Raw genomic sequence first — 20,276 nt, forward strand, 5'->3', positions numbered from 1 at the left:
CGTATCCCCCTCGCTGGGCAGGTCGAACGGGTGTGGCATGGTTGATGGCGTGGTGATTCCGGCTGGCGAGCGTTCAGGTGCCACCGGGCCGGGCGGTCGTCCGGGCCCGGAGGCCACGGGTCAGTTCGGCGCGCTCGGCATGCACCTCGCCGACCCGCGCGTCGAGGCGTCCGTGCTGGGCGTCCTGGAGCGGGTCGAGGTCCACCTGCGGGCCAGCGTGGCCAGCGCCGACCCCCTCATCACCGAGGCGGCCCGGCACCTGCTGGAGGCCGGCGGCAAGCGGTTCCGCCCGCTGCTGGTTGCGCTGGGCGCCCAGTTCGGCGACCCGGACGCCGCGCAGGTCGTACCCGCCGCCGTGGTGATGGAGCTCACTCACCTGGCGACGCTCTACCACGACGACGTGATGGACGAGGCGGCCGTGCGCCGGGGCGCCCCGAGCGCCAACTCCCGCTGGACCAACTCGGTGGCCATCCTGGTCGGCGACTACCTCTTCGCCCGTGCCGCGGACATCGCGGCCGACCTGGGCCCGGAGGCCGTACGCCTCCAGGCGCGCACCTTCGCCCGGCTCGTGCACGGGCAGATCGCCGAGACGGTCGGCCCGCGCGGCGCCGACCCGGTTGCGCACTACCTGCACGTCATCGCCGAGAAGACCGGCTCGCTGATCGCCACCTCGACCCGCTTCGGCGGCATGTTCAGCGGGGCGTCCCCCGAGCACGTCGAGGCGCTGGCCGGCTACGGCGAGATCATCGGGGTGGCCTTCCAACTCTCCGACGACCTGCTGGACATCGCCAGCGAGTCGGAGCAGTCGGGCAAGACGCCCGGTACCGACCTGCGCGAGGGCGTCCCGACCCTGCCGGTGCTCTACGCGCTGGCCGCCGACGACGCCGACGCGGCCAGCGTCCGGCTCCGGGAGATCCTGGCCACCGGCCCGCTGGTCGACGACGCGCTGCACGCCGAGGCCCTCGGCCTGCTCCGCGAGTCCCCGGCGCTCAAGCGCGCCCGGGAGACGGTCCGCAGCTACGCGGAGGACGCCCGCGCCCGCCTCGCCCCGCTCCCCGAGGGCCCGGCCCGCCGCGCCCTCGAATCCCTCTGCGACTACATCGCCGACCGCACCAACTAACGCCCGGACCCACCACCGGGTGGCGCCCGACTGCGCCCCGCTAACTGATCATGAGGTTAGCGGCGGAGTCGATCTCCCCAAGTGCCGCTAACTCCATGATCGCCGGGGCGTGGGCCGGGCCGTGGGCCGGGGTGGGGGTGGGGCCGGGCGGGACAGGAGGCGGGCGCCCGCCAGCATGAGGGCGGCGGCCAGGAGCATGGCTGTCGCGGCCACCAGCCACATCGCCGGGTAGCCGGCCGTGTCGGCGAGGGTGCCCAGGCCGAGCGGGCCGAGGCAGCCGCCCGCGTACACGCCGGTCTGGGTGATCGAGGTGGCGGCGGCCGGGGCCTGCGGGTGGAGGCGGACCACGGCGAAGTTCATCAGCCCGGGCCAGGCCCAGCCGAGACCGAAGCCGAGCACCACGCCGGCGACCAGCGGCACCGGGCCGGCCACCGCGAGCAGGGCCAGCCCCACGGCGCCCACGACCAGCATCCCGGCGATCAATGCGACGTGCCCGGTCGCCCGGCGGTCGGCCAGCCAGCCGGTGCCCACCCGCGCCATCACGCAGACCGCGCTGCCCAGGGTGAGGGTGAGCCCGGCCAGCGCCGGGGACAGGCCCCGACCGGCCGCCGAGTCGACCACGAAGGTGCCCAGCGCATTCGCCGCGGCGGCGGCCAGGGTGGCCGCCACGCCGACCACGACGAGCGGCGTCGTGGCCCGGCCCGCCCCGCCGGCGGCGGCGCCCGGGACCCGGTCCCGCTCGGCCGGGGGTACGGCGGGCAGCGCGGCCAGCGCCGCGAGGGCGGCCACCACGAACGCCCAGCGCCAGCCGGCGGTCAGCGCGATGGTCGGCACCGCCGCGCCGGCCAGCAGGGTGGAGACCGGGATGGCGGCCTGCTTCACCCCGAACGAGAGCCCCTGCCGGTGAGCGGGCACGTGGCGGGCCAGCGCCGCGTTGCTCGCGAGCTGACCGAGGGCGTTGGCGGCGGCGCTGAGCGCGAGCAGCGCCACGAGCACCGGGTACGACCGGGCCAGCCCCGCCACGGCCAGCAGTGAGCCGGCGGAGAGCAGGATGCCGGCGCGGGCCACGACGGCCGGCCCGTACCGCTCGACCAGGGCGCCGGAGGGCACCGAGGCGAGGGCGCTGACGCCGAAGTAGACCGAGACGGCCAGCCCGAGGCCGGCCGGGGTGAAGTGGAGGTCGTCGCCCATCTGCACGGCCAGGCCGCCGAGGAGGAAGACGGGCAGGACGCAGGCGATCGTGGTGGCGATCGCGCCCGCGTTGATCCGGAGGGTGTGCCGGGACGCGGGCGGAGCGGGGGGCGGCGCGGTTTCCATCATGTCCGCCCAAACCTACGCCGGTCCCGTTTCGGCAGCTCATCGTGTCTGTCGGTGCACTGTCTGTGCCCGGTGATCTGGCATCCTCGATCCGAACAGGCATTTCGCACTCGGCCGGTTTTTCATATGGTGTAAGTCCCCGGCGGCGGAGGTGGTTGTGCGTGACCCCTTGGCGGAACCTTCGGACCTGATCCGAAGTGTCTCCCGCGCGCTACGAGTGCTCGAGTCGGTCGGCCGTGCGCCGAAAGGGCTCACGGTCAAGCAGATCGCCCGCCGCTGCGAGCTGACCGTCGCCACCACCTACCACCTGGTCCGCACCCTGGCCTACGAGGGTTACGTGATCCGCCGGGAGGACGGCACGTACATCGTGGGGCTGGAGGTGGCCGACCGCTACCGCGAGCTGGTCACGGCGTTCCGTGGGCCGCCGCCGGTCGGGGAGGCGCTGCGGCGGGCCGCCGTCGACACCGGCTGGAGCCACTACCTGGGCCGGTTCGTGGGCGGCCAGGTGGCCGTCACGGCGGTGGCCGAGGGGCCGCGCTCGCCGTACCTGGAGGACCTGGTGCCGGGCTTCGACGAGGGGGCGCACGCCACGGCGCTCGGCAAGAGCCTGCTGGCCACCCTCACGGCCGAGCAGCGCTTTCGCTACCTGCGGGAATACGGCATGCGGCCGTTCACCGGCGCCACCCTCACCACCACAGAGGCGTTCGAGGCCGACCTGGCCGCCGGCGACCGGCGCGGCATGCAGCTGGAGCTGGGGCAGTTCCGGCAGGGAGTGGCGTGCGCCGCGGTGCTGGTCACGCCCGACAAGGACATCGAGCGCCGGGTCGTGCTGGCCTGCGCGCTGCCGGCCAGCGAGATGATGACCTCCGCCCGGGTGGTCCGGGCCAAGCTGCTCACCGTCGCCCGCGCGGTCGCCGACGGCATCGCCGCGGAGATCTGACCGGGGACGGCCGAAAGGCCCCTTCCCGGCGGGGGAAGGGGCCCTTCGCGGGCAGGTCCAGCGCCGGACCGCCCAGGGTGGGGTCAGCTGCCGACCGGGCGGCCGTCGAGGCGCCAGGTCACGACCACGCCCGGCTTGGCGAAGTCGCCGTCCGGCCAGGTCGAGGCCGGGTTCTCCACCGAGGCGCCGGTGATCTCACCCGGGTGCTGCACGGCCACGAAGACCGAGCGGTTGTCCTTCGTGATGAACGGGCCGCAGGTCTCCGCACCGAGCGGCACGGTGAGGAACTGCTTCAGGTGACCCCGCTCGGGGCCCTCGACGGCGGTGGCGAAGAGGCCGTCGTTGCTGCCCAGCGCGTTCCCGTCGGTCGAGATCCAGAGGTTGCCGGTGGCGTCGAAGGCGACGTTGTCCGGGCAGGAGATCGGGGAGACCCTGCTCTTGTCGTACCCCGCGAAGTGCGTCGACGGGTCGGTCGGGTCGCCGCAGACGATCGGCAGCGACCAGGCGAAGCTCTCGGCCGTGTTGTCGCCGCGGTCCTCGACCAGCTCCAGGATCTGCCCGTGCTTGTTGAGGTTGCGCGGGTTCGCCTCGTCGGCCGCCGCCTTGCCGGCCTTGCCCCGGTCGGTGTTGTTGGTCAGCGCCACGTACACCTTGCCGGTGAGCTGGCTCGGCTCGACGTCCTCGGGGCGGTCCATCTTGGTCGCGCCGACCTTGTCCCCGGCCAGGCGGGTGAAGGTCAGCACGTCCGCGGCGGTCATCCCGTCGACGTACGAGCGGTTCCCGCTCACCAGCTTGATCCAGCGGCCCCGGCCGTCGAACGCCCCGTCGGTGGGGAGCTTGCCGGTGCCGTCGATCTCGGTGGCGCTGTTGCCCTCCAGGGCGGCCACGTAGAGCGTGCCGGACTCCAGCAGCGTCAGGTTGTGCTTGCGGGCCACCCACGAGTTGCCCGGCATGAACTTCTTGTCGGAGACGAACTTGTAGAGGTAGTCGAAGCGCTCGTCGTCGCCCATGTACGCGACCACGTGCCCGCTCTTCGCCACGATGACGTTCGCGCCCTCGTGCTTCACGCGGCCCAGCGCGGTGTGCTTGCGGGGCCGGCTCTCCGGGTCGAACGGGTCGATCTCGACGACCCAGCCGAAGCGGTGCGCCTCGTTCGGGTGCTTCGCCAGGTCGAAGCGCTCGTCGGCGCGCTCCCACTTGCGGCTGCCGCTCGGGTACCGCACGTCGGTCGGGATGCCGTAGCGGAGCAGCTTCGGCTTCAGCTCCTCGGGCGCGCCGTCGCCGCCGACGAAGTACTGGTTGAAGTTCTCCTCGCCGGAGAGCACGGTGCCCCACGGGGTGACGCCGCCGGCGCAGTTGTTCAAGGTGCCGATCACCGTACGACCCTTCGGGTCGGCGGCGGTGCGCAGCCAGGCCGAGCCGGCGGCCGGGCCGGTCAGCTCGAACCTGGTGGCCAGCGCCGTGACCCGCCGGTTGTACTGCCGGCGGCCGCTGCGCACCGGCCGCCACTGCCCGGTCGCGTCGACCCGCTCCAGCTCCACGACGGACATGCCGTGCGCGGCCATGGCGACCCGCACCTGCTCGACCGTGAGGGCCTCCTGGCTGGTGAAGCCGGGGAACATGAGGTCCTCGTTGGTGTACTCGTGGTTGACCACCAGCAGCGCGCGCTTGCGGTCGATCGGCAGCACCCCGACGAAGTCGTTGTTGTAGCCGAACTGCTCGGCCTGGGCGGCGGCCGTCTGGGCGTGCACGTCGAACGCGGGCGCGTCCGGCACCACCGGGTCACCCCACTTGATCACCACTGCGTGGTCGTACCCGTTCGGCACGACGAGGGTGTCGAGCTTGTTCGGCGGGATCGGCTTGAAGGTCAGCGCGCCGCTGCCCACGCCACCGGCCGGCGCGGCGGCCTCGCCCGCGCCGGGGACGGCCGGGGCGGCGGGTGCGGCGGCGGCCGGGGCCGCGCCGGCCAGGGCACCGGCCACGGCGCCCCCGAAGCCGAGCACCAGGGCGCCGGCGGCGCCGGCCCGGACCACGCCGCGCCGGGAGACCTCGGCGTCCACCAGGTCCCCGAAGTACGGGTTGTCGGAACGGTTCGGCACCGGGTGGTCGCAGGCGTTGCCGCACCGGTACAGGCAGGTCATGGCGTCCCGTGCGCCGTGGCGGGGGGCGCCCAGCAGCGGGAGCAGCCGAGGACGGTCGCTCATGGGGTGGAGCCTCCTGATCGGACGTCGGTGGCGCGCCCGGATCGGCCGGACGCGCGTACGGGCCGGACCCTGCCAGGGTGCGGTGAGCGGGTACCGGCGGGAAGCTGAACCGGGCGTGAACAGCTGCGGGGTGACCTGCGGCTGAACCGTTCGGCGTCACGGCACGTATCAAGGGGCGAACGCATCGCCGGTCTCCCCGCCGCCGGAAGCGAGGTACCGCCATCAGCGACCACGACGCCCAACTGCTGCGCGCGCTGCACGACGAGCATGCCGACGCGCTCTTCGCGCATGCCCTCCGGCTCGTGAACGGTGACCGGTCGCGCGCCGAGGACCTGGTGCAGGAGACGCTGCTCCGGGCCTGGCGGCACCCCGAGTCGCTGGACCCGCGCCGCGGCTCGGTCCGCGCCTGGCTGTTCACGACCGCCCGTAACCTGGCCATCGACGCCTGGCGCCGCCGGTCCACCCGGGTCGGCGAGGTCTACACCGACGAGCTGCCCGAACCTGCCGAGACGGTCGACGAGACGGAGCGCGCGGTGGAGGCGTGGACCGTGGCCGAAGCGCTGAACCGGCTCAGCCCGACCCACCGGGAGGTGCTGGTCGAGTGCTTCTACCAGGGGCGGTCGGTGGCGGAGGCGGCCGCGCGGCTCGGGGTGCCGCCGGGCACGGTGAAGTCGCGGACCCACTACGCGCTGCGCTCACTACGGTTGGTGCTGGTCGAGATGGGGGTGACCGGATGACGCGCTGCGAGTTCGAGCACGACGACGGCGCGTACGTCCTGGGTGCTCTCGCCCCCGCCGACCGCGCCGCCTACGAGCGGCACCTGGCCGGCTGCGCGTCCTGCCGGGAGGCGGTGGCCGAGATCGCCGTGCTGCCCGGCCTGCTGGGCCGGCTCGACCCGGCCGGGCTGGAGCAGTTCCTGCCGTCCGCCACGGAGACGTCCCGGGTGCCCGCGCTGCTCGACGCCGCGCGGGAGCGCCGGCGCCGCGAGCGGTCCCGGTCCCGGCGCCGGTACGCGCTGACCGCGCTGGCCGCGGCCGTGCTCGCCGTGCTGGCCGGCGTCGGGGTGTCGCTGGTCCGCCCGCCGGCCACCGCTCCGCCGACGGCCACGGGCACCCCGACGGCCACCGCGGCGCCGGTGACCATGACGGCCATGCGGCCGGTCGCCGGCGCGGTGCCGCTGCACGCCGAGGTCGGCCTGACCGACAAGAGGTGGGGGACCGAGGTCACCATGCGCTGTGGGTACGACCAGCGCGCGGGTCACCGCGAGGCGTACACCTTCCGGCTGGTGGCGCACGGCCCGGACGGCGCGACGGAGCAGGTCGGCACCTGGCTGGCCGCGCCCGGCGACAACGTCCGGGTGGTCGGCGCCACCCACTTCACCCACGGGGAGCTGGTACGCCTCGAACTGGTCCGCGCCGACGGCACCCCGGTGCTCGCCTACGACGCCCGCTGAGGTGCGGTCAGCGGGCGCCGGCGGGCCTCGACGGGCATCGGGGCGGTGGGCTTGTGCTTGCGGTCAGCGGGCGCCGGCGGGCACCGGGGCGGCGGCCCGCGCCTGGGCGCGGGTCCGGCGGGTGTGGCGGAGGGCATCCACCGTGAAGACCACGAGGGCGAGCCAGACCAGGGCGAACCCGGCCAGCCGGGCCGGCGGCATGGGCTCGTGGAAGATCAGTACGCCGCAGCCGAGCTGGAGGATCGGGCCGACGTACTGGAGCATGCCGATCGTGGAGAGCGGCAGCCGGTTCGCCGCGCCGGCGAAGAGCAGCAGGGGGATGGCGGTGGCCGCACCCGCCAGCACCAGCAGCGCCGTGTGCCCCGCCGAGACGTGCCCGAAGGTGGCCGCGCCGCTCCGGGTCAGCCAGCCCAGGTAGGCCAGCGCCGGAAGCGCCAGCACCGCAGACTCGACGAAGAGCCCCTCCGCGGCGGGCAGGCCGAGGCGCTTCTTGACCAGCCCGTACCCGGCGAAGCTGAAGGCCAGCACGAGGGCCAGCCACGGCGGGCGGCCGTAGTCGACGGTGAGCACGGCGACCGCGGCCCCTCCGACGCCGAGCGCCGCCCACTGCGCCGGCCGTAGCCGCTCGCGCAGCAGGAAGACCCCGATCAGCACGATGACCAGCGGGTTGATGAAGTAGCCGAGGGCGGTCTCCACCACCCGGTCGGAGTTCACCCCGTAGATGTAGGTGCCCCAGTTGACGGCGATCAGCGTGGCCGCGGTGGCGATGCCGGCCAGCGCCCGGGGCCGCCGGGCCAGCGCCCGCAGGAAGCCGACGTTGCGCATGGCGGCCAGCACCAGCGCCACGAAGACCACCGACCAGACGATCCGGTGCGCGAGGATCTCCACCGGCCCGGCCGGGCGGAGCAGCTTCAGGTAGATGGGGAAGAAGCCCCAGAGCAGGTACGCGCCGAAGCCGTAGAGGTAGCCGAGACGGGTCTGGTTCACGCCTCCACCGTAAGTGGTGAACCGCCGCTTTGCTCCTTTCCGGTGAGCTGGGTCACCCGCTGGTCGTACTCCATCCAGCGGCCCGGCTCGACCGGCGTGAAGCCGACCTTCGCGTAGACCCCGTGCGCGTCGTTCGTGGCCAGCACGATCCGGCGTACGCCGAACTCGGCCAGGTGGTCGCGGGCGGCCCCGGCCAGCCAGGTGCCCAGCCCCCGGCCCCGCTCCGCGCGGTCGACGTAGACGTCGCAGAGCCAGGCGAACGTCGCCCGGTCGCTGACCACCCGGGCCACCGCCACCTGCCGCCGGTCCCCGGGCCGGTAGACGCCGAAGCCGATCGAGCCGGCGAAGGCCCGTCCGACGGTGTCCCGGTCCCGCCCCAGCGCCCAGTACGCGTCGGTGGCGAGCCAGTGGTGCACCCGGTCCAGGTCGAGCCGGTCCGGATCGGTGGTGAGCAGGTAGCCGTCGGGGCGGGTCAGGGTGAACACCCCTCCGACCCTAGTGGCGGCCGTACCGGGCCTCACCAGCCAATTCCCGCCCACTGGTCTGGGCCGGCGGGCGGGAATCGACGGGGTGGTGCGGATCAGTCGCGGTCGAGGACGGCGCCGAGGATCCAGGTGACGATGCCGACGAAGAGCGCGCCCAGCACCGCGGCGGGCCAGAAGCCGTCCACGTGGAACGGCAGGCCCGCCTCACCGGCGATCCAGCTGGTGAGGAGGAAGAGCAGGCCGTTGACGACCAGCGCGATCAGGCCGAGGGTCAGCAGGTAGAAACCGCAGCCGACGGTCTTGATGATCGGCTGGAGCACCGCGTTGACCACACCGAAGATCACCGCGACAAGCACCAGCGTGGTGACCGTCTCGGTGGCCGAATCCGAGTTCAGTGTGATGCCCGGGATGAGCAGCGTGGCCAACCAGAACGCCACGGCCGTTATGCCCAGCCGGATCAGGACACCCTTCAGAAAATTCATGGCCGGGATCGTGCCACGCCGCGTCGGCTCGCGGAACCCGTGCCGGTTCAGTGGCGGACCGGGCGACCGACCAGTTGCGACTCGATCGGCGTCGGCGAGAGCAGCGCCCAGCGCAGCGCTCGCCGGTTCACCACGGCCACCATGTCGTCCCGGATCCGGGTCAGCCACTCCGCCGCCGCGCCCAGACCGAGCGCCGCGCCGGCCAGCTCGGCCTCGCCGGGATCGAGCGGTTGCAGGACCGCCAGGTCGGCCCGGGCCAGCGTGGCCGTGTCGGCCGGGGTCAGCTCGTCACGGACCACGAGAACGGACTGCCAGGCCGCCGCCGGGCCGGTCTCCGCCGGCACCGGGCCGGCGTCGACCACCAGCAGCAGAGGGCGCAGCGGGGTGCCGGGCGCACCGCCGACCGGCCGCCCCGGCGGGACCAGCGGCACCGCACCGCCCGGCGTGCCGACCCCGCGGACGAACGGCTCCCAGACGCGGGGCCGCGTCGTCTGCACCGCCACCCGCGCGCCGAGCGCCAGTGCCCGCAGGGTCAGCAGCTGGGCGGCGCGCACCCCACCCACGAGCAGCAGCCGGGTCGTGGTGGGGCGGAACAGGCGTACGGTCACCGCGCCGCCGTGCCGGTTGGCGCCCACCATCAGCCCGGAATCGCCGACGGCGAACTCCAGGGCGGCCAGCTCGGGCCCGACCGTGGGGGCGTCCGGCCAGGCCACCGCCAGCGGCAGGGTGGCCGCCAGCCCGAGCAGGTGCTCGCCGTCCAGCCGGCGCAGGTCGGCGCCGAGCTCCCCGGCGAGCCGGCGCAGCGCCCGCTCGGCCAGGGCCAGCTCCGCGGTGGTGTGGGCGGCCAGGCGTACGGTCAGCTCGGCCGGGATGGGCGCGGGGTCGGCGCCGGCACGCGGACCCACGCAGAACGAGACGGTGGTGGCGGTGGCCGGCAGCGCCAGCAGCCGCGGCACGAGCCGCCGCGCGGCGCCGGTGCGCGGATCGGGCCAGCGGCGCAACCGCCAGGTGACCTGCGGCAGCCCGCCCACGGTCACCGCCGGCCAGCTCTCCCGGACGGGCGCCCCGGCGTCGTGGTGGGCCAGCTCGGCCACCACGCGCAGCGCCGCGGGACCGCCGAGTGGCCGGCCGGTGAGCGGGCCGAGCCGGCGGACGATCCGCCGGACGGTGCCGGACAGGCTCCGGCGCAGCTCGTCGTCCGACCAGCCGTCGGTGCGGAGGGCCCGGACGGCGAGCACCACCCGGGAGTGGCCCGTCAGTCGCCCGTCGGTGAGCTGCCGGTAGGACGTGCCGGCCGCACCCGCCGCCGCGACGGGGACCGGCGCGGGCGACGCGGAGAACAGCAGCTGGATCCGGACCGGTGGGCCCTCGGGCCCGGCCGGGGGCAGCAGGGCGAGGGGCGGCGGCAGCTCCCGCCGCCCGTCGCCGAGCAGGTCCTCCGGGTCGCCGATCTCCAGCAGCGCGGTCATGCCGGCGGCGTCCTCCAGCACCGCCGCCGGACTTCCGGCCAGGTCCGCCGCTCGCACTGCGGCGCCGGGCCGGGCCAGCTCGACCAGCGCCGCCGGCCCGGAGCTGGCGGGCAGGGCGCGGCGCCGGGTCAGGTGTGCCACGCCGACGGCGAGCCACTCGAAGAGCCAGCGACCCCGCAGCCGGACCCACGCGGCGGGCACCAGCACCGCGGCGAGGAGCAGGGCGGCCGCGGTCACCGGGACGTCCCGGCCCACGGCCGCGACCAGCGCGGCGACCGCCACCTGAGCCGTCACCACCTGCCCGGCCCGGACCGAGGGTGCCGGCCGTCGCGTCCGACGTGGTGGGTCGGCGGAGGGCGGCCGGTAAGTCGTGGTCGCGCTCACCGCACCTCCTCCGCCGCTTCGCCGGGTGACGCGGCCGTGGCTCATCGTAGAGCTTCGTTGTCCACAGGGGAGCCCGAGGGGTAGCAGAACCGGAGTCGGACGGCTACCGTCAGCGACGAGTTCCGTCGAGCGCGGCCGCCGTCCCCTTCCCCCCCTTCTCCGGTGGCGCGCTCCGGCGAGTCCACGGTGGTCGCTGCGGCGGCCAGCCACGACCGAGGAGACGAGGTGACGTCCGGGGTGTCCCAGACTCAGGCAGAAGCCGCGGTGATGAAGCAGACCGCCGCGAAGTTCGAGCAGGTCGACCAGTCGTTGCAGACCATGCTGAGCGGCCTGATGGCCGAGCTGGAGGTCCTGCAGCAGGCCTGGCGGGGTGCCGGTGGGCGCTCCTTCGAGCAGGTCAAACAGCAGTGGGCGCAGGACCAGGCGGCACTGCAGCGGGCGCTGCGGGAGACCGCGACGGCGATCCGCACCGCCGGCCGGCAGTACGACGTGTCCGACACCGAGGCCGCCGGCCGGGTGGCGGGCGCCAACCGCGGCATCCAGCTGCCCCTCTGACGCACGGGAAGGACCGATCGATGGACCACGGTGTGCTGGTCGTCAACTTCGCCGCCCTGCACCAGGCCGGCGCCGACATCCAGAGGGCGCTGACCACCCTCGAGAGCCAGCTCGGGCAGCTCGAACGCGACGCGGCGCCGCTGGTGGCGAGCTGGTCGGGCGAGGCGCGCGAGGCGTACGAGCAGCGGCAGGCCCGCTGGCGGGCCGCCTCGCAGGACCTCCAGGCCATGCTGCGCGACATCAAGCTGGCCGTGGAGGACTCCGCGGCCGACTACCTCGACACCGAGAAGCGCAACGTCAACCTGTTCCAGTGACCGTCGCGGGGCGGCCCGGGCACTCCCGCCCGTGCCGCCCCGTCGCCCTTCCGCGCCCGGAGCGGAGCGGCGGTGCCGGTCAGGCCGGGCCGGCCGGCTGCCAGCGGCGGCGCGCCCCCCGGGGCAGCACCACGGCGAGCAGCACCACGGCCGCGGCGGCGGCCCCGGCCGCGCCGGCCACCAGCAGCGCCCGGTCCCGGGCCGACGCCCGGCGGGCCCGCCGGGCCAGCTCCGCCTCGTCCGGCCGGTCCACCGGCAGCGCGGCCCCGGCGCGGGGCCGTGCGGCGGCGACGACCGGCGACTCGGTCACCGCGCGGTACGGGTTGAGCACCCCGGCGCCGTAGCCGGTGCCCCGTCCGGGGGCCGGGTCGGCGCCGGCCACGATCCGCCGGGCGATCTCGTCCGCACCCAACTCCGGGTGATACTCCCGCAGCAGGGCCGCGGTGCCGGCCACGAAGGGGGCCGCGTAACTGGTCCCCTCCGCGCGGCGGTGGCCCTGCCCGGGCGCCGCCATGAGCACGTCCGCGCCCGGGGCGACCAGGTCGACGTAGGGGCCGGTCTGGGAGAAGGCGGCCCGGGTGCCGTCGGCCCCGATCGCACCCACCCCGAGCACCCCGTCGTACGCGGCCGGGTAGGGTCGGGGGTCCCCGCTGTCGTGCAGGTTGCCGGCGGCGGCCACCACCACGACGTCCCGCCGGACCGCGTAGGCGACCGCGGCGCGTACGGCCGGGTTGTCCGCGTACAGCACGACGGAGAGGTTCAGCACGTCGGCGTCGTGGTCCACCGCCCAGCGGATGGCCCGGGCGAAGTCGGCGGCGTCGACCGTACGCCCCGACTCCCGCCCGTCGACCACCTGCTGTTCGCTGACGCGTACGGGCAGGATGCGGGCGTTCGGGGCGAGCCCCCGGAAGGCCACGCCCGGCCGGGGCGCGGCGGCGACGAGGCTCGCCACGCCGGTGCCGTGTCCGGCGCAGTCGCGGGTGCCGTCGCCGCCCGGGTCGAGGAAGTCGGCGCCGTCGAGCACCCGGCCGGCGAGCTGCGGGTGCGACCGGTCCACGCCGGAGTCGACCACCGCGACCACCACCCCGGCGCCGGTCGCGAGCGGGGTGAGCCGGTCCGGCGCGTACCGTTGCTGGGGCCACGGCTGTTCGGCGACGGTCCGGGCCGGTGCGGGTGGCGTGGCGCAGCCCGAGGGCCCACGGGCCGAGGCCGGGGCGGCCGGCAACCCGGCGACGAGGAGGGCCGCCAGCACGGCCAGGGCCGGGCGTGCGGTGGGCCGGGACATCGATGCCCTCCGTATCGTGTCGACTCCGGAACGGGATGTTAGCGCCTCGCCGGCACCCCGGCCGACCGGTGACATCCAGGCATTTGTGATCTTGTTACCACCTTGTAGGTTGTAGGCGATGCCTGTGGCCTGTTCGCGGAAGGAGAGGTGGCCGTGACCGGATGGGAGCCGGCCACCGAGGCCGAGGTGGCGCTGCGCGACGCGTTGCGCGCGCAGGACCAGCAGCTCTACTTCCGCATCCTGACCCGCGTCGAGCTGCTCCTGCCGGTCGCCGCGGAGACGCTCGGCGGGCCGGGCCCGGCGGGCTGGGGCACCTGGACCACCGGCGGCCGCACCCACGTGCTGGCCTTCACGTCCGCCGGCGCGCTGCGCGCCTGCCTGGGGGAGAACGCCGGCAACACGCGCCGCGTCCCCTACACCGAGCTGGCCGCGGACTGGCCCAACCACGAGTGGTGGCTGGCGGTGAACCCCGGGCTGCCGATCGAGGGCTACCTGCCGGCCTGGTTCGTCGCGCAGCTCGCCCGGGGCGACGTCCGGCTGCCCGGCCGGACCATGGGCGCGCGCGCCCGACTGGAGCGGGTGGAGAGCGCCGCCCGGGCCGCCCGGGGTGGCCCCGCGGCAGCCGGTCGGGACGTCCCGACCCCGCCGCCCGGCCGGGACGTGCCCCCGCCGCCGGTGTCCGGAGGACGGGTGCCGCCCGGCCCGCTGCCGCCGGTCCGGAACGGCCGCGGGCCCGCCGACGGCGAGCAGTCGACCGTCCCGATCCCGACCGTCCCCGCGCCGACCACCCGGGCCACCGTCCCCGACCCGTCGACCATCCGCCCTGATCCGTCGCTCCTCCGTCCCGACCGGTCAGCCCTCCGTCCCAGCTCGTCGGCCCCGCCGCCGGCGCTGCGTCCCGAGCCGGCCCTCGGCCGGTCGGGCCGCCCGCTCGGCCGTCGCACTCCCGACGACGCGCGGCCCGCGGACCCGCCCGGCCCCGATGCCGGCGCGGACAACCTCGCCGGCTGGCTGACCGACCTGCGCCGGCGTCCCGACGAGTCGGATCCGTTCGCCGGCGCCGGCCGCTCCGGCCCCGCCAAGGGCCGGCCGGACGAGCCGGCGCCGCCACCCGCCCGGTCCTTCTTCGAGCCCGCCTCGGGCCACGCGTCCCGGCGTTCGTCGCCGCTGGACGCGCCGCGCCGCAGCGGGGACCGGGCCGTGCCACCCTCCCGGTTCGCCGGTGGCGGCCAGCCGTTCCCGCGGCGTCGGCCGCTGAACGAGCCGGTGCCGGAGGAGCCGACGCAGGCGTTCCGGGTGGACTCCGCCGGACCGGCCCCGGCGAGCCGGCCGGCGGAACCGGCCCGCCCGTTCCACCCGGCCGCCGCGCCCGAGGAGACCACCCAGGCGCTGCCCCGCCGGCACCCCGGCCCCGGTGACGACCAGGGCTCGGAGGAGCGGACCCAGCCGATCCCCGGCCCGGGAGAGCCCGCCGAGGCCGAGGAGCTTCCGCCGTCGATCGCCGAGCCGGTGTCCGGCCCGCCCGCGCCACCGCGTCGGGGCTTCACCCCGATCGTCATCGAGGGCACCGTCATCGAGTCCCGCGACCTGACCGAGCCGGCGGAGCCGTCGCCGCGCCCCGTCGCGCCGCCCGAGCCGTACGCGGTGCCCACGGTGCCCGCCGCCGCGTCCGCGATGGCGACGGCGGCGGCCGAGGGTGATCGAGCGGCGCCCTGGGCCGGTCCCACCGACCCCACCCTGTCGCTGACGGTCGATCCGCCCGCCCCGTCCGCCGAGCCCGCCCGCCCGGCGCACCCGCCCGCCGGAGCGCCCGCCGAGACCACCGTGCCGCTGTTCGGCGCGTCCGCGCGGGTGGCCACGGGCACGGCGGACGACCTGGCCCCGCCGCCGTATCCCCCGGCCGGATCCGGGCAGGGCCCGGGCGCGCCGGCCGAGGAGCCGACGGCACCGCTGCCGGAGCCGCCGACCGCCCCGTTGGTGCCGCCCCCGCCGGAGCGGGCCGCCTCGGCCGAGGCGACCACGTCGCCGTTCGCGCCGTCCACCCCGACATCCGAACCGACGACGTCGCTGTTCGAGCCACCTTCCTCGGCACCTGAGCCGACGACGTCGCTGTTCGAGCCGGCCGAGCCCGGCGCGCCCGCCGTGGACGAGCGGACGCCGGCCGGGCCCACCACGCCTGCCGTGGACGAGCGGACGCCGGCCGGGCCCATCACGCCGGCCGCCGGGGACGAACCGACCACCTCGGTGTTCGCGCCGGCCGCCGCGGCCGGGCCCGTGCCGACGGAGACGCAGGCCGCCGCCACCACGGCGGTCGACTTCGTGCCGGCCAACGAGGTGGAGGAGGAACTGCTCACGGCGGCCGGCAGCGGCAGCACGGACAGCTTCCTCACCACCCTGCTGCTGGCCCGCGTGCTGCTGCCCATCGCCCCCGAATCCGCGCCGGGCAGCCGACCCGGGGACGCCGGCTTCGTCTGGCGTACGGAGCAGATCGACGGCGGGACCTACGTGGTCGTCCACACCTCGCCGGAGCGCCTGGCGGACCACGCCGCCGGCCCGGTCGAGACGGTACGGGTCAAGTTCGTCCAGCTCATCCGTCGCTGGCCGGACGTGAGCTGGTCGTTCGCCGTGAACCCGGGCACTCCGGTCGGGGCGACGTACCCGGGGGAGCAGGTCCTCGCGCTGGCCAACTGGGCCGCCGAGGTGGGGTTGGGCGACGACCCCGAGACCGAGCCACCGGCCACCGCACCCGAGCCGGCGGCGGAACCCCGGCCCGCCGCGCCGCCGGTGGATCCGGCCCGTCCGGTGACCATGCAGAAGGCGATCGCGCCGAGCCAGCTCGCCTACTACCTGGAGCGGGGCTACGACCGGGTCTCCGGCTTCGTGCACCGCGCCAGCGAGCTGGCGCACCTGCGTACCCCGGCCGAGCTGTACGAGGCGCTCGGCCTCGGCCACGCCGGCTCGCCGTTCGCCCGGGACGCCGACGAGATCTACCTGCTGCGCTGGCCGGCCTACCGGCCGAGCCTCTACCGCATCCCCTACGGCGGGCAGAACGAGGCCGCCATGCGCGCGATGGAGGGCTGGGTGATCGAGCGGCCCCCGTTCCGCGGCAACGGCTTCGCTCCGGGGGAGAGCAGCGACGTGGTGGCCGAGTTCAAGGTGGACAGCGCCCGGCTGCCGCACGGCGCCGAGCTGTGGCGCGTGGGCGCCGACGGCAGCGAGCGGGTGGTCGCGGTGCTGGACGCCGACACGCTCCGGTGGGTCCGGGCGGGTGACGCGTGACCCGCGACGGCTACGTGGCCCGCTGGCGGGGCCGGGAGTACCAGGCCAGCCCCGACGGCACCGACGTCCGCCTGTACCAGCCGGAACCGGGCGAGGGCTTCACCGAGGTACGCCCCGGCCGGCACGTCCGGGTGGTGCCGGTCGCCGAGGTCGAGGATCTGGTGTACGTGCGGACCACCTGCACCTGGCAGGGGCAGCCGTTCATCGTGCTGGCCGAGCACGACGGCTGGCTGCGGGTGGAGTACACCGGTGGCCGCTGGCCGGTCGCCCAGAAGATGGGGCTGGAGGCCTTCGACTTCGGCGTCTACCAGGGCTGGGCGCCCGCGAACGAGGTGACGGACCTGCGCGAGCAGCGGGTCTGAGTCAGGCCTTCGTCCAGCGCAGGATCTCGCCGAGCACCAGGTCCCGGGCCTCCACATGCGGGAAGTGGCCCACCCCGTCGAGCAGCCGCCACTCATAGGGTGCCGTGACGTAGCGGCCGGAGCCCTGGGCGGTGCGGGGCAGGGAGGCCCGGTCCAACGCCCCGTGCAGCTGGAGGGTCGGGGTGACGAGCGGCTTCTGCATCAGCCGGACGAACCGGTAGCCGTGCAGCCGCAGCACCGACCGGAACGCCCAGCGGTAGCCCTCCATGGCGCAGAACGCCGCCTGCGGGATCTGCATGGCCACCCGGCAGCACCGGGCGTACGCCTCGAAGTCGGGGCCGTTCACCCAGCCCGGCCCGCCCCAGCGGCGCAGCATGGCCTCCACCTCGGCCCCGTCGTCGCGGGTCAGCACGTGCTCGTAGCGCGGGAGCTGGAACTTCAGGGTGGGGGTGGACGCCGTGAACTGGCCGCGCGGGTCGGCGAAGATGGCGGCCCGCAGCCGCAGCGGGTGCGGTGCGCCGAGCACCACCAGCCGCCGGACGAGGGTGGGGTGGAACGAGGCGGCGGTCCAGGCGATGAGGCCGCCGGCGCCGCTGCCGACCAGGGTGGCCGACCGCTCACCGAGGGCGCGGATCAGCCCGGCCACGTCGGCGGCGAGGGTGTAGCCGTCGTACCCCCGGGGTGGCTTGTCGCTCGCGCCGTAACCTCGCAGGTCGACGGCGACCGCGCGGAAGCCGGCGTCGGCCACGGCCGGCAGCATCTCGTGCCAGGCGTACCAGTATTCGGGGAAGCCGTGCAGGAAGAGCACCATGGGGCCGGTGCCGGCCTCGACGACGTGGAAGCGGCTGCCGTTCGCGCCGACGAACCGGTGCGTCCACGGCCCCTCGGGGAGGACGCAGGACTCGTCGACGGGTCCGCCGCGCTGGTCGGTCATGGGGCACAGCCTAGGGCGGGCGTCACGCGGGCGGCCCCGCAGGTCGCGAGGATCAGGGGATTCTCCGGGACGGCACCGGACGGGCCGCGGCCGTTCCGGCCGCCGGAAAGGGCGATGCCCGGGCAGGTGACCTGCCCGGGCATCGCGTGGGTACAGCGGTGATCAGCGGCTCAGGAGAAGCGGACCTTCATCGAGGTGCCGTTCTGCTCGAGAACCTTGATCTTGACACCGGCGGCCGGGAGCTTGACGCCGTGGTTCGGCAGCTCCGGGTACCAGTACTGCTTGGTGTCGTCGAACAGCGGCTGCGCGGCCTGGCCACGGATGTACTGCGGCTGGCTGTTGATGTGCAGCGTGAACGAGTCCGCCTTCTTCAGGCTGAACGGCGCGTCGTAGACCTGGACGCGGGCCCGCCACGGGGCGCCGGTCAGGTTGTAGATCGGCCGCGGGTGCGCGTCGATGTAGAGGTTACGACCCTCACCCGGGTGCTCGAAGGTGTCGTTGTCCGCGTACCGGAGGTTCCAGTACGAGATCAGCAGACCCTCCTGGTACGCGTAGTGGTCCACCCAGTCCGGGCGGGTGTTCGCGTAGCCGAAGAAGTACGGGCCGGTCTTCAGGTACTTGTCGTACGAGACGTACGACCGGTTGCCGGCGATGTAGTAGTTGTCGAAGAGGCGGGTGTAGGTCGCCTCGGCGATGGTCCAGCCGGCGAGCGCCCAGTCGCCGGCGCCGGCCTCGGCGCCGTCGCTGAGCAGGGTCTGGCCGTCGGCGGTCACCGTGATGGCGTCACCGAAGAAGCCGCCCGAGGCCACGCCACCGTCGGTGACGTAGTGGAACCGGAACTGCACGACCTTGCCGGCCACCGCGTCCATCGGGATGTTGATGTCCACCCACTTGCCGGCGCTGCTGCCGGTGAGGCCCGGCGTCGGGTCGGTGTTGGACACCGGCGGGATCGGCTTGCCGTTGACCGTGCCGTTCAGCGCGGCCCAGGTCTTGCCGCCGTCCGTCGACGCCTCGAAGAAGAGGTAGTCGTAGCCGGTCTCGATGTTGAAGCGGCCCTTCATGGACAGCGAAGCCGAGGTCTTCCCGGTGAAGTCCAACGTCCTGGTCATGGTGTTGTTCAGGTCGTCGTCGTTACCGGAGAAGTACTGCTTCGTGCCCTCGAACGGAGCGCCGTACTGGAAGGTGTACTCCCGCTGCGGGAGCACCACCACCGCGGCCTGCGCCTTCTTGGAGTTGTACTCCTCCGGGCCCAGGTTCAGGGTGCGCTTCTGCCCGGCCTTGACCACCTCGTAGTCGAGCCAGCCGAGCTGCAGCTTGTTCCAGGCGCCGAGGTCGCCACCGCGCTCGCCGATGCCCTGGTCGTTCTTGTCGCCGAGCCGGCTCTGGGCCATCAGGGTCCAGTGCTCGTTGTTGTTGTCGCCGCCGTTGATGTTGTTGTAGTCGTCCGGCAGGCCGAGGTCGTGGCCGTACTCGTGGTAGAAGACGCTGCGGCCACCGTTCTCCGGCTGGATGGTGTAGTCGCGGATCCAGACGCCGGTGTTGCCGATCTGGGTGCCGCCGATCGGGAAGTTCGGCGGACCCACGCGGGACGTGTTGTACGCCGACCAGCGGTGGCTCCAGATGGCGTCCTCACCCTGGTGCGGGTCACCGTCGGCCTGGTCGCCGCCGGAGTGGACGATCTGGAAGTGGTCGATGTAGCCGTCCGGCTCGTTGAAGTTGCCGTCGCCGTCGTAGTCGAACCGGTCCCACTGGTCGTACGACTGCATGTCGGCCTTGATCTGGGCGTCGGTGCGGCCCTTGGCCTTCTGGTCGGCGACCCACTGGTTGGCGGCGTCGCGGATCAGGTCCCAGGTGTTCGGGCAGACGTTGTCCGCGCAGACCGCCGGGTCGTTGGCCGGGTCGTCCGAGTCGTCGGCGATCGGGTCGTCCGAGCGGCCGTACCGGGCGGCGTTGTACTTGACCTTCACCCAGTCGGTGACCTGCCCGTCGACCGTGTAGCGGCCGGACGACTGGGCCTCGTAGTACTGCTTGAGCGACTCGTCGCCCGGCTTGGTCCCGAAGTACAGCTGGCGGAAGTGCTCCGGGCTGTAGTCGGGCTGCCAGACGGTGGAGTTGTCCACCGCCCGGTTGGGCTGCGGGATCTCGTTGTGCCGCGGACCGTCGAACCGGGTCGGACCGGCGATGTCCGGGTTCGTGTCCTTGTCCGGGTAGGCCGGGTCGCGCTCGTCGCCGAACTCGGCGAGGATCACGAAGATCTTGTCGGTCCGCTCCCGGGCCAGCTCGACGTACTGGTCCTTCTTGCCCGCCTTGGCGGTCCGGGCGCCGGCCGCAGCCGCCGCGCCGCCGGCGGTCTCGCCGACCTTGACGACGGTGCTGCCGTTGATCTTCTGGGCCTTGGCCCGGCCGGACAGGACCTCGCTGAGGCCCTCCTGACGGAGCGCCCGCCGCTTGTCCTCCATCTTGTCCGGCAGATCGTGTGGGGCCTGCGGCTCGGCGACCGCCGGAGCGGCAGCCGGCAGCTTCGGGGTCGGCGCCGCGCTGGCGGTGGCCGAACCAGCCACCAGCCCCGTCGCCGTCAGCGAAAGCCCGAGCAGACCCACTGCGACTTTGCGCACGTGGTACCTCCGGTGTGAGGGAACCGGCCCAACGGGGGTACGGGCCGGTGGACGGTCCCACTTGTGGGACCACTGGTGAAGATAGACATTC

17 protein-coding genes are annotated in these 20,276 nt (G+C 74.6%); 8 read left to right on the top strand and 9 right to left on the bottom strand.

Annotated elements, in window-relative coordinates; genetic code table 11:
• The first annotated feature begins 37 nt into the window (after positions 1-37).
• Entirely contained in the window at positions 38-1,120 is a 1,083-nt protein-coding gene (locus tag GCE86_RS27435) for a polyprenyl synthetase family protein (RefSeq protein ID WP_154229578.1), read from the top strand.
• 87 nt (positions 1,121-1,207) lie between these two features.
• Here GCE86_RS27435 and GCE86_RS27440 read toward each other — a convergent pair whose 3' ends face one another.
• Positions 1,208-2,440, bottom strand: a complete 1,233-nt coding sequence (locus tag GCE86_RS27440; protein ID WP_154229579.1) for an MFS transporter — start codon at positions 2,438-2,440, stop codon at positions 1,208-1,210.
• A gap of 154 nt (positions 2,441-2,594) precedes the next feature.
• Between GCE86_RS27440 and GCE86_RS27445 the strand changes: the two genes are divergently transcribed.
• Entirely contained in the window at positions 2,595-3,377 is a 783-nt protein-coding gene (locus GCE86_RS27445; RefSeq protein ID WP_154229580.1) for an IclR family transcriptional regulator, read from the top strand.
• An 83-nt stretch (positions 3,378-3,460) separates the two neighbouring features.
• Here GCE86_RS27445 and GCE86_RS27450 read toward each other — a convergent pair whose 3' ends face one another.
• Entirely contained in the window at positions 3,461-5,581 is a 2,121-nt protein-coding gene (locus GCE86_RS27450; protein ID WP_154229581.1) for a PhoX family protein, read from the bottom strand.
• A gap of 242 nt (positions 5,582-5,823) precedes the next feature.
• Here GCE86_RS27450 and GCE86_RS27455 point away from each other — a divergent pair, with 242 nt between their 5' ends.
• Together GCE86_RS27455 and GCE86_RS27460 are read left to right on the top strand one after the other, a co-directional pair.
• Entirely contained in the window at positions 5,824-6,318 is a 495-nt protein-coding gene (locus GCE86_RS27455; RefSeq protein WP_204341781.1) for a sigma-70 family RNA polymerase sigma factor, read from the top strand.
• Positions 6,315-7,034, top strand: a complete 720-nt coding sequence (locus GCE86_RS27460; protein WP_154229583.1) for an anti-sigma factor family protein — start codon at positions 6,315-6,317, stop codon at positions 7,032-7,034. The genes GCE86_RS27455 and GCE86_RS27460 overlap by 4 nt, the downstream gene beginning before the upstream one ends.
• Positions 7,035-7,097: 63 nt before the next feature.
• On the opposite strand, the gene rarD is transcribed toward GCE86_RS27460, so the two are convergent.
• The 4 genes from rarD to eccE form a co-directional block, all read right to left on the bottom strand.
• The gene (gene rarD, locus GCE86_RS27465) at positions 7,098-8,021 is read right to left on the bottom strand and encodes an EamA family transporter RarD (RefSeq protein ID WP_154229584.1); all 924 of its coding nucleotides are present in this window, start codon (positions 8,019-8,021) and stop codon (positions 7,098-7,100) included.
• Positions 8,018-8,506: a GNAT family N-acetyltransferase gene (locus GCE86_RS27470; RefSeq protein WP_154229585.1), complete on the bottom strand. Its 489-nt coding sequence runs from the start codon at positions 8,504-8,506 to the stop codon at positions 8,018-8,020. The genes rarD and GCE86_RS27470 overlap by 4 nt, the downstream gene beginning before the upstream one ends.
• A 95-nt stretch (positions 8,507-8,601) precedes the next feature.
• A complete protein-coding gene (locus tag GCE86_RS27475; RefSeq protein WP_154229586.1) occupies positions 8,602-8,988 on the bottom strand; it encodes a phage holin family protein in 387 nt (128 codons plus the stop codon).
• Positions 8,989-9,035: 47 nt separating this feature from the next.
• Positions 9,036-10,886 (bottom strand): type VII secretion protein EccE, encoded by a 1,851-nt coding sequence (gene eccE, locus GCE86_RS27480; RefSeq protein ID WP_204341660.1) that lies wholly within the window; start codon positions 10,884-10,886, stop codon positions 9,036-9,038.
• A gap of 192 nt (positions 10,887-11,078) precedes the next feature.
• Between eccE and GCE86_RS27485 the strand changes: the two genes are divergently transcribed.
• Positions 11,079-11,396, top strand: a complete 318-nt coding sequence (locus GCE86_RS27485) for a WXG100 family type VII secretion target (RefSeq protein WP_154229588.1) — start codon at positions 11,079-11,081, stop codon at positions 11,394-11,396.
• A 20-nt stretch (positions 11,397-11,416) separates the two neighbouring features.
• Positions 11,417-11,710 (top strand): WXG100 family type VII secretion target, encoded by a 294-nt coding sequence (locus GCE86_RS27490; RefSeq protein WP_154229589.1) that lies wholly within the window; start codon positions 11,417-11,419, stop codon positions 11,708-11,710.
• 79 nt (positions 11,711-11,789) lie between these two features.
• On the opposite strand, the gene mycP is transcribed toward GCE86_RS27490, so the two are convergent.
• Complete coding sequence (gene mycP, locus GCE86_RS27495) at positions 11,790-12,995, bottom strand: type VII secretion-associated serine protease mycosin (protein ID WP_154229590.1); 1,206 nt, start codon at positions 12,993-12,995, stop codon at positions 11,790-11,792.
• Positions 12,996-13,148: 153 nt separating this feature from the next.
• Here mycP and GCE86_RS32230 point away from each other — a divergent pair, with 153 nt between their 5' ends.
• Together GCE86_RS32230 and GCE86_RS27510 are read left to right on the top strand one after the other, a co-directional pair.
• A complete protein-coding gene (locus GCE86_RS32230) occupies positions 13,149-16,274 on the top strand; it encodes an SseB family protein (protein WP_244317087.1) in 3,126 nt (1,041 codons plus the stop codon).
• A complete protein-coding gene (locus GCE86_RS27510) occupies positions 16,271-16,636 on the top strand; it encodes a hypothetical protein (protein ID WP_154229591.1) in 366 nt (121 codons plus the stop codon). Before GCE86_RS32230 ends, GCE86_RS27510 begins: the two co-directional genes overlap by 4 nt.
• 1 nt (position 16,637) lies before the next feature.
• Here GCE86_RS27510 and GCE86_RS27515 read toward each other — a convergent pair whose 3' ends face one another.
• Entirely contained in the window at positions 16,638-17,570 is a 933-nt protein-coding gene (locus GCE86_RS27515; protein ID WP_154229592.1) for an alpha/beta fold hydrolase, read from the bottom strand.
• A gap of 170 nt (positions 17,571-17,740) precedes the next feature.
• Positions 17,741-20,170 carry an immune inhibitor A domain-containing protein gene (locus GCE86_RS27520; protein ID WP_154230701.1) on the bottom strand — a complete coding sequence of 810 codons (2,430 nt, stop codon included), beginning with the start codon at positions 20,168-20,170 and terminating at the stop codon, positions 17,741-17,743.
• Positions 20,171-20,276: the final 106 nt, after the last annotated feature.

This window comes from Micromonospora terminaliae (genome assembly GCF_009671205.1).
In the GTDB taxonomy this organism is placed as follows: Bacteria; Actinomycetota; Actinomycetes; order Mycobacteriales; family Micromonosporaceae; genus Micromonospora; species Micromonospora terminaliae.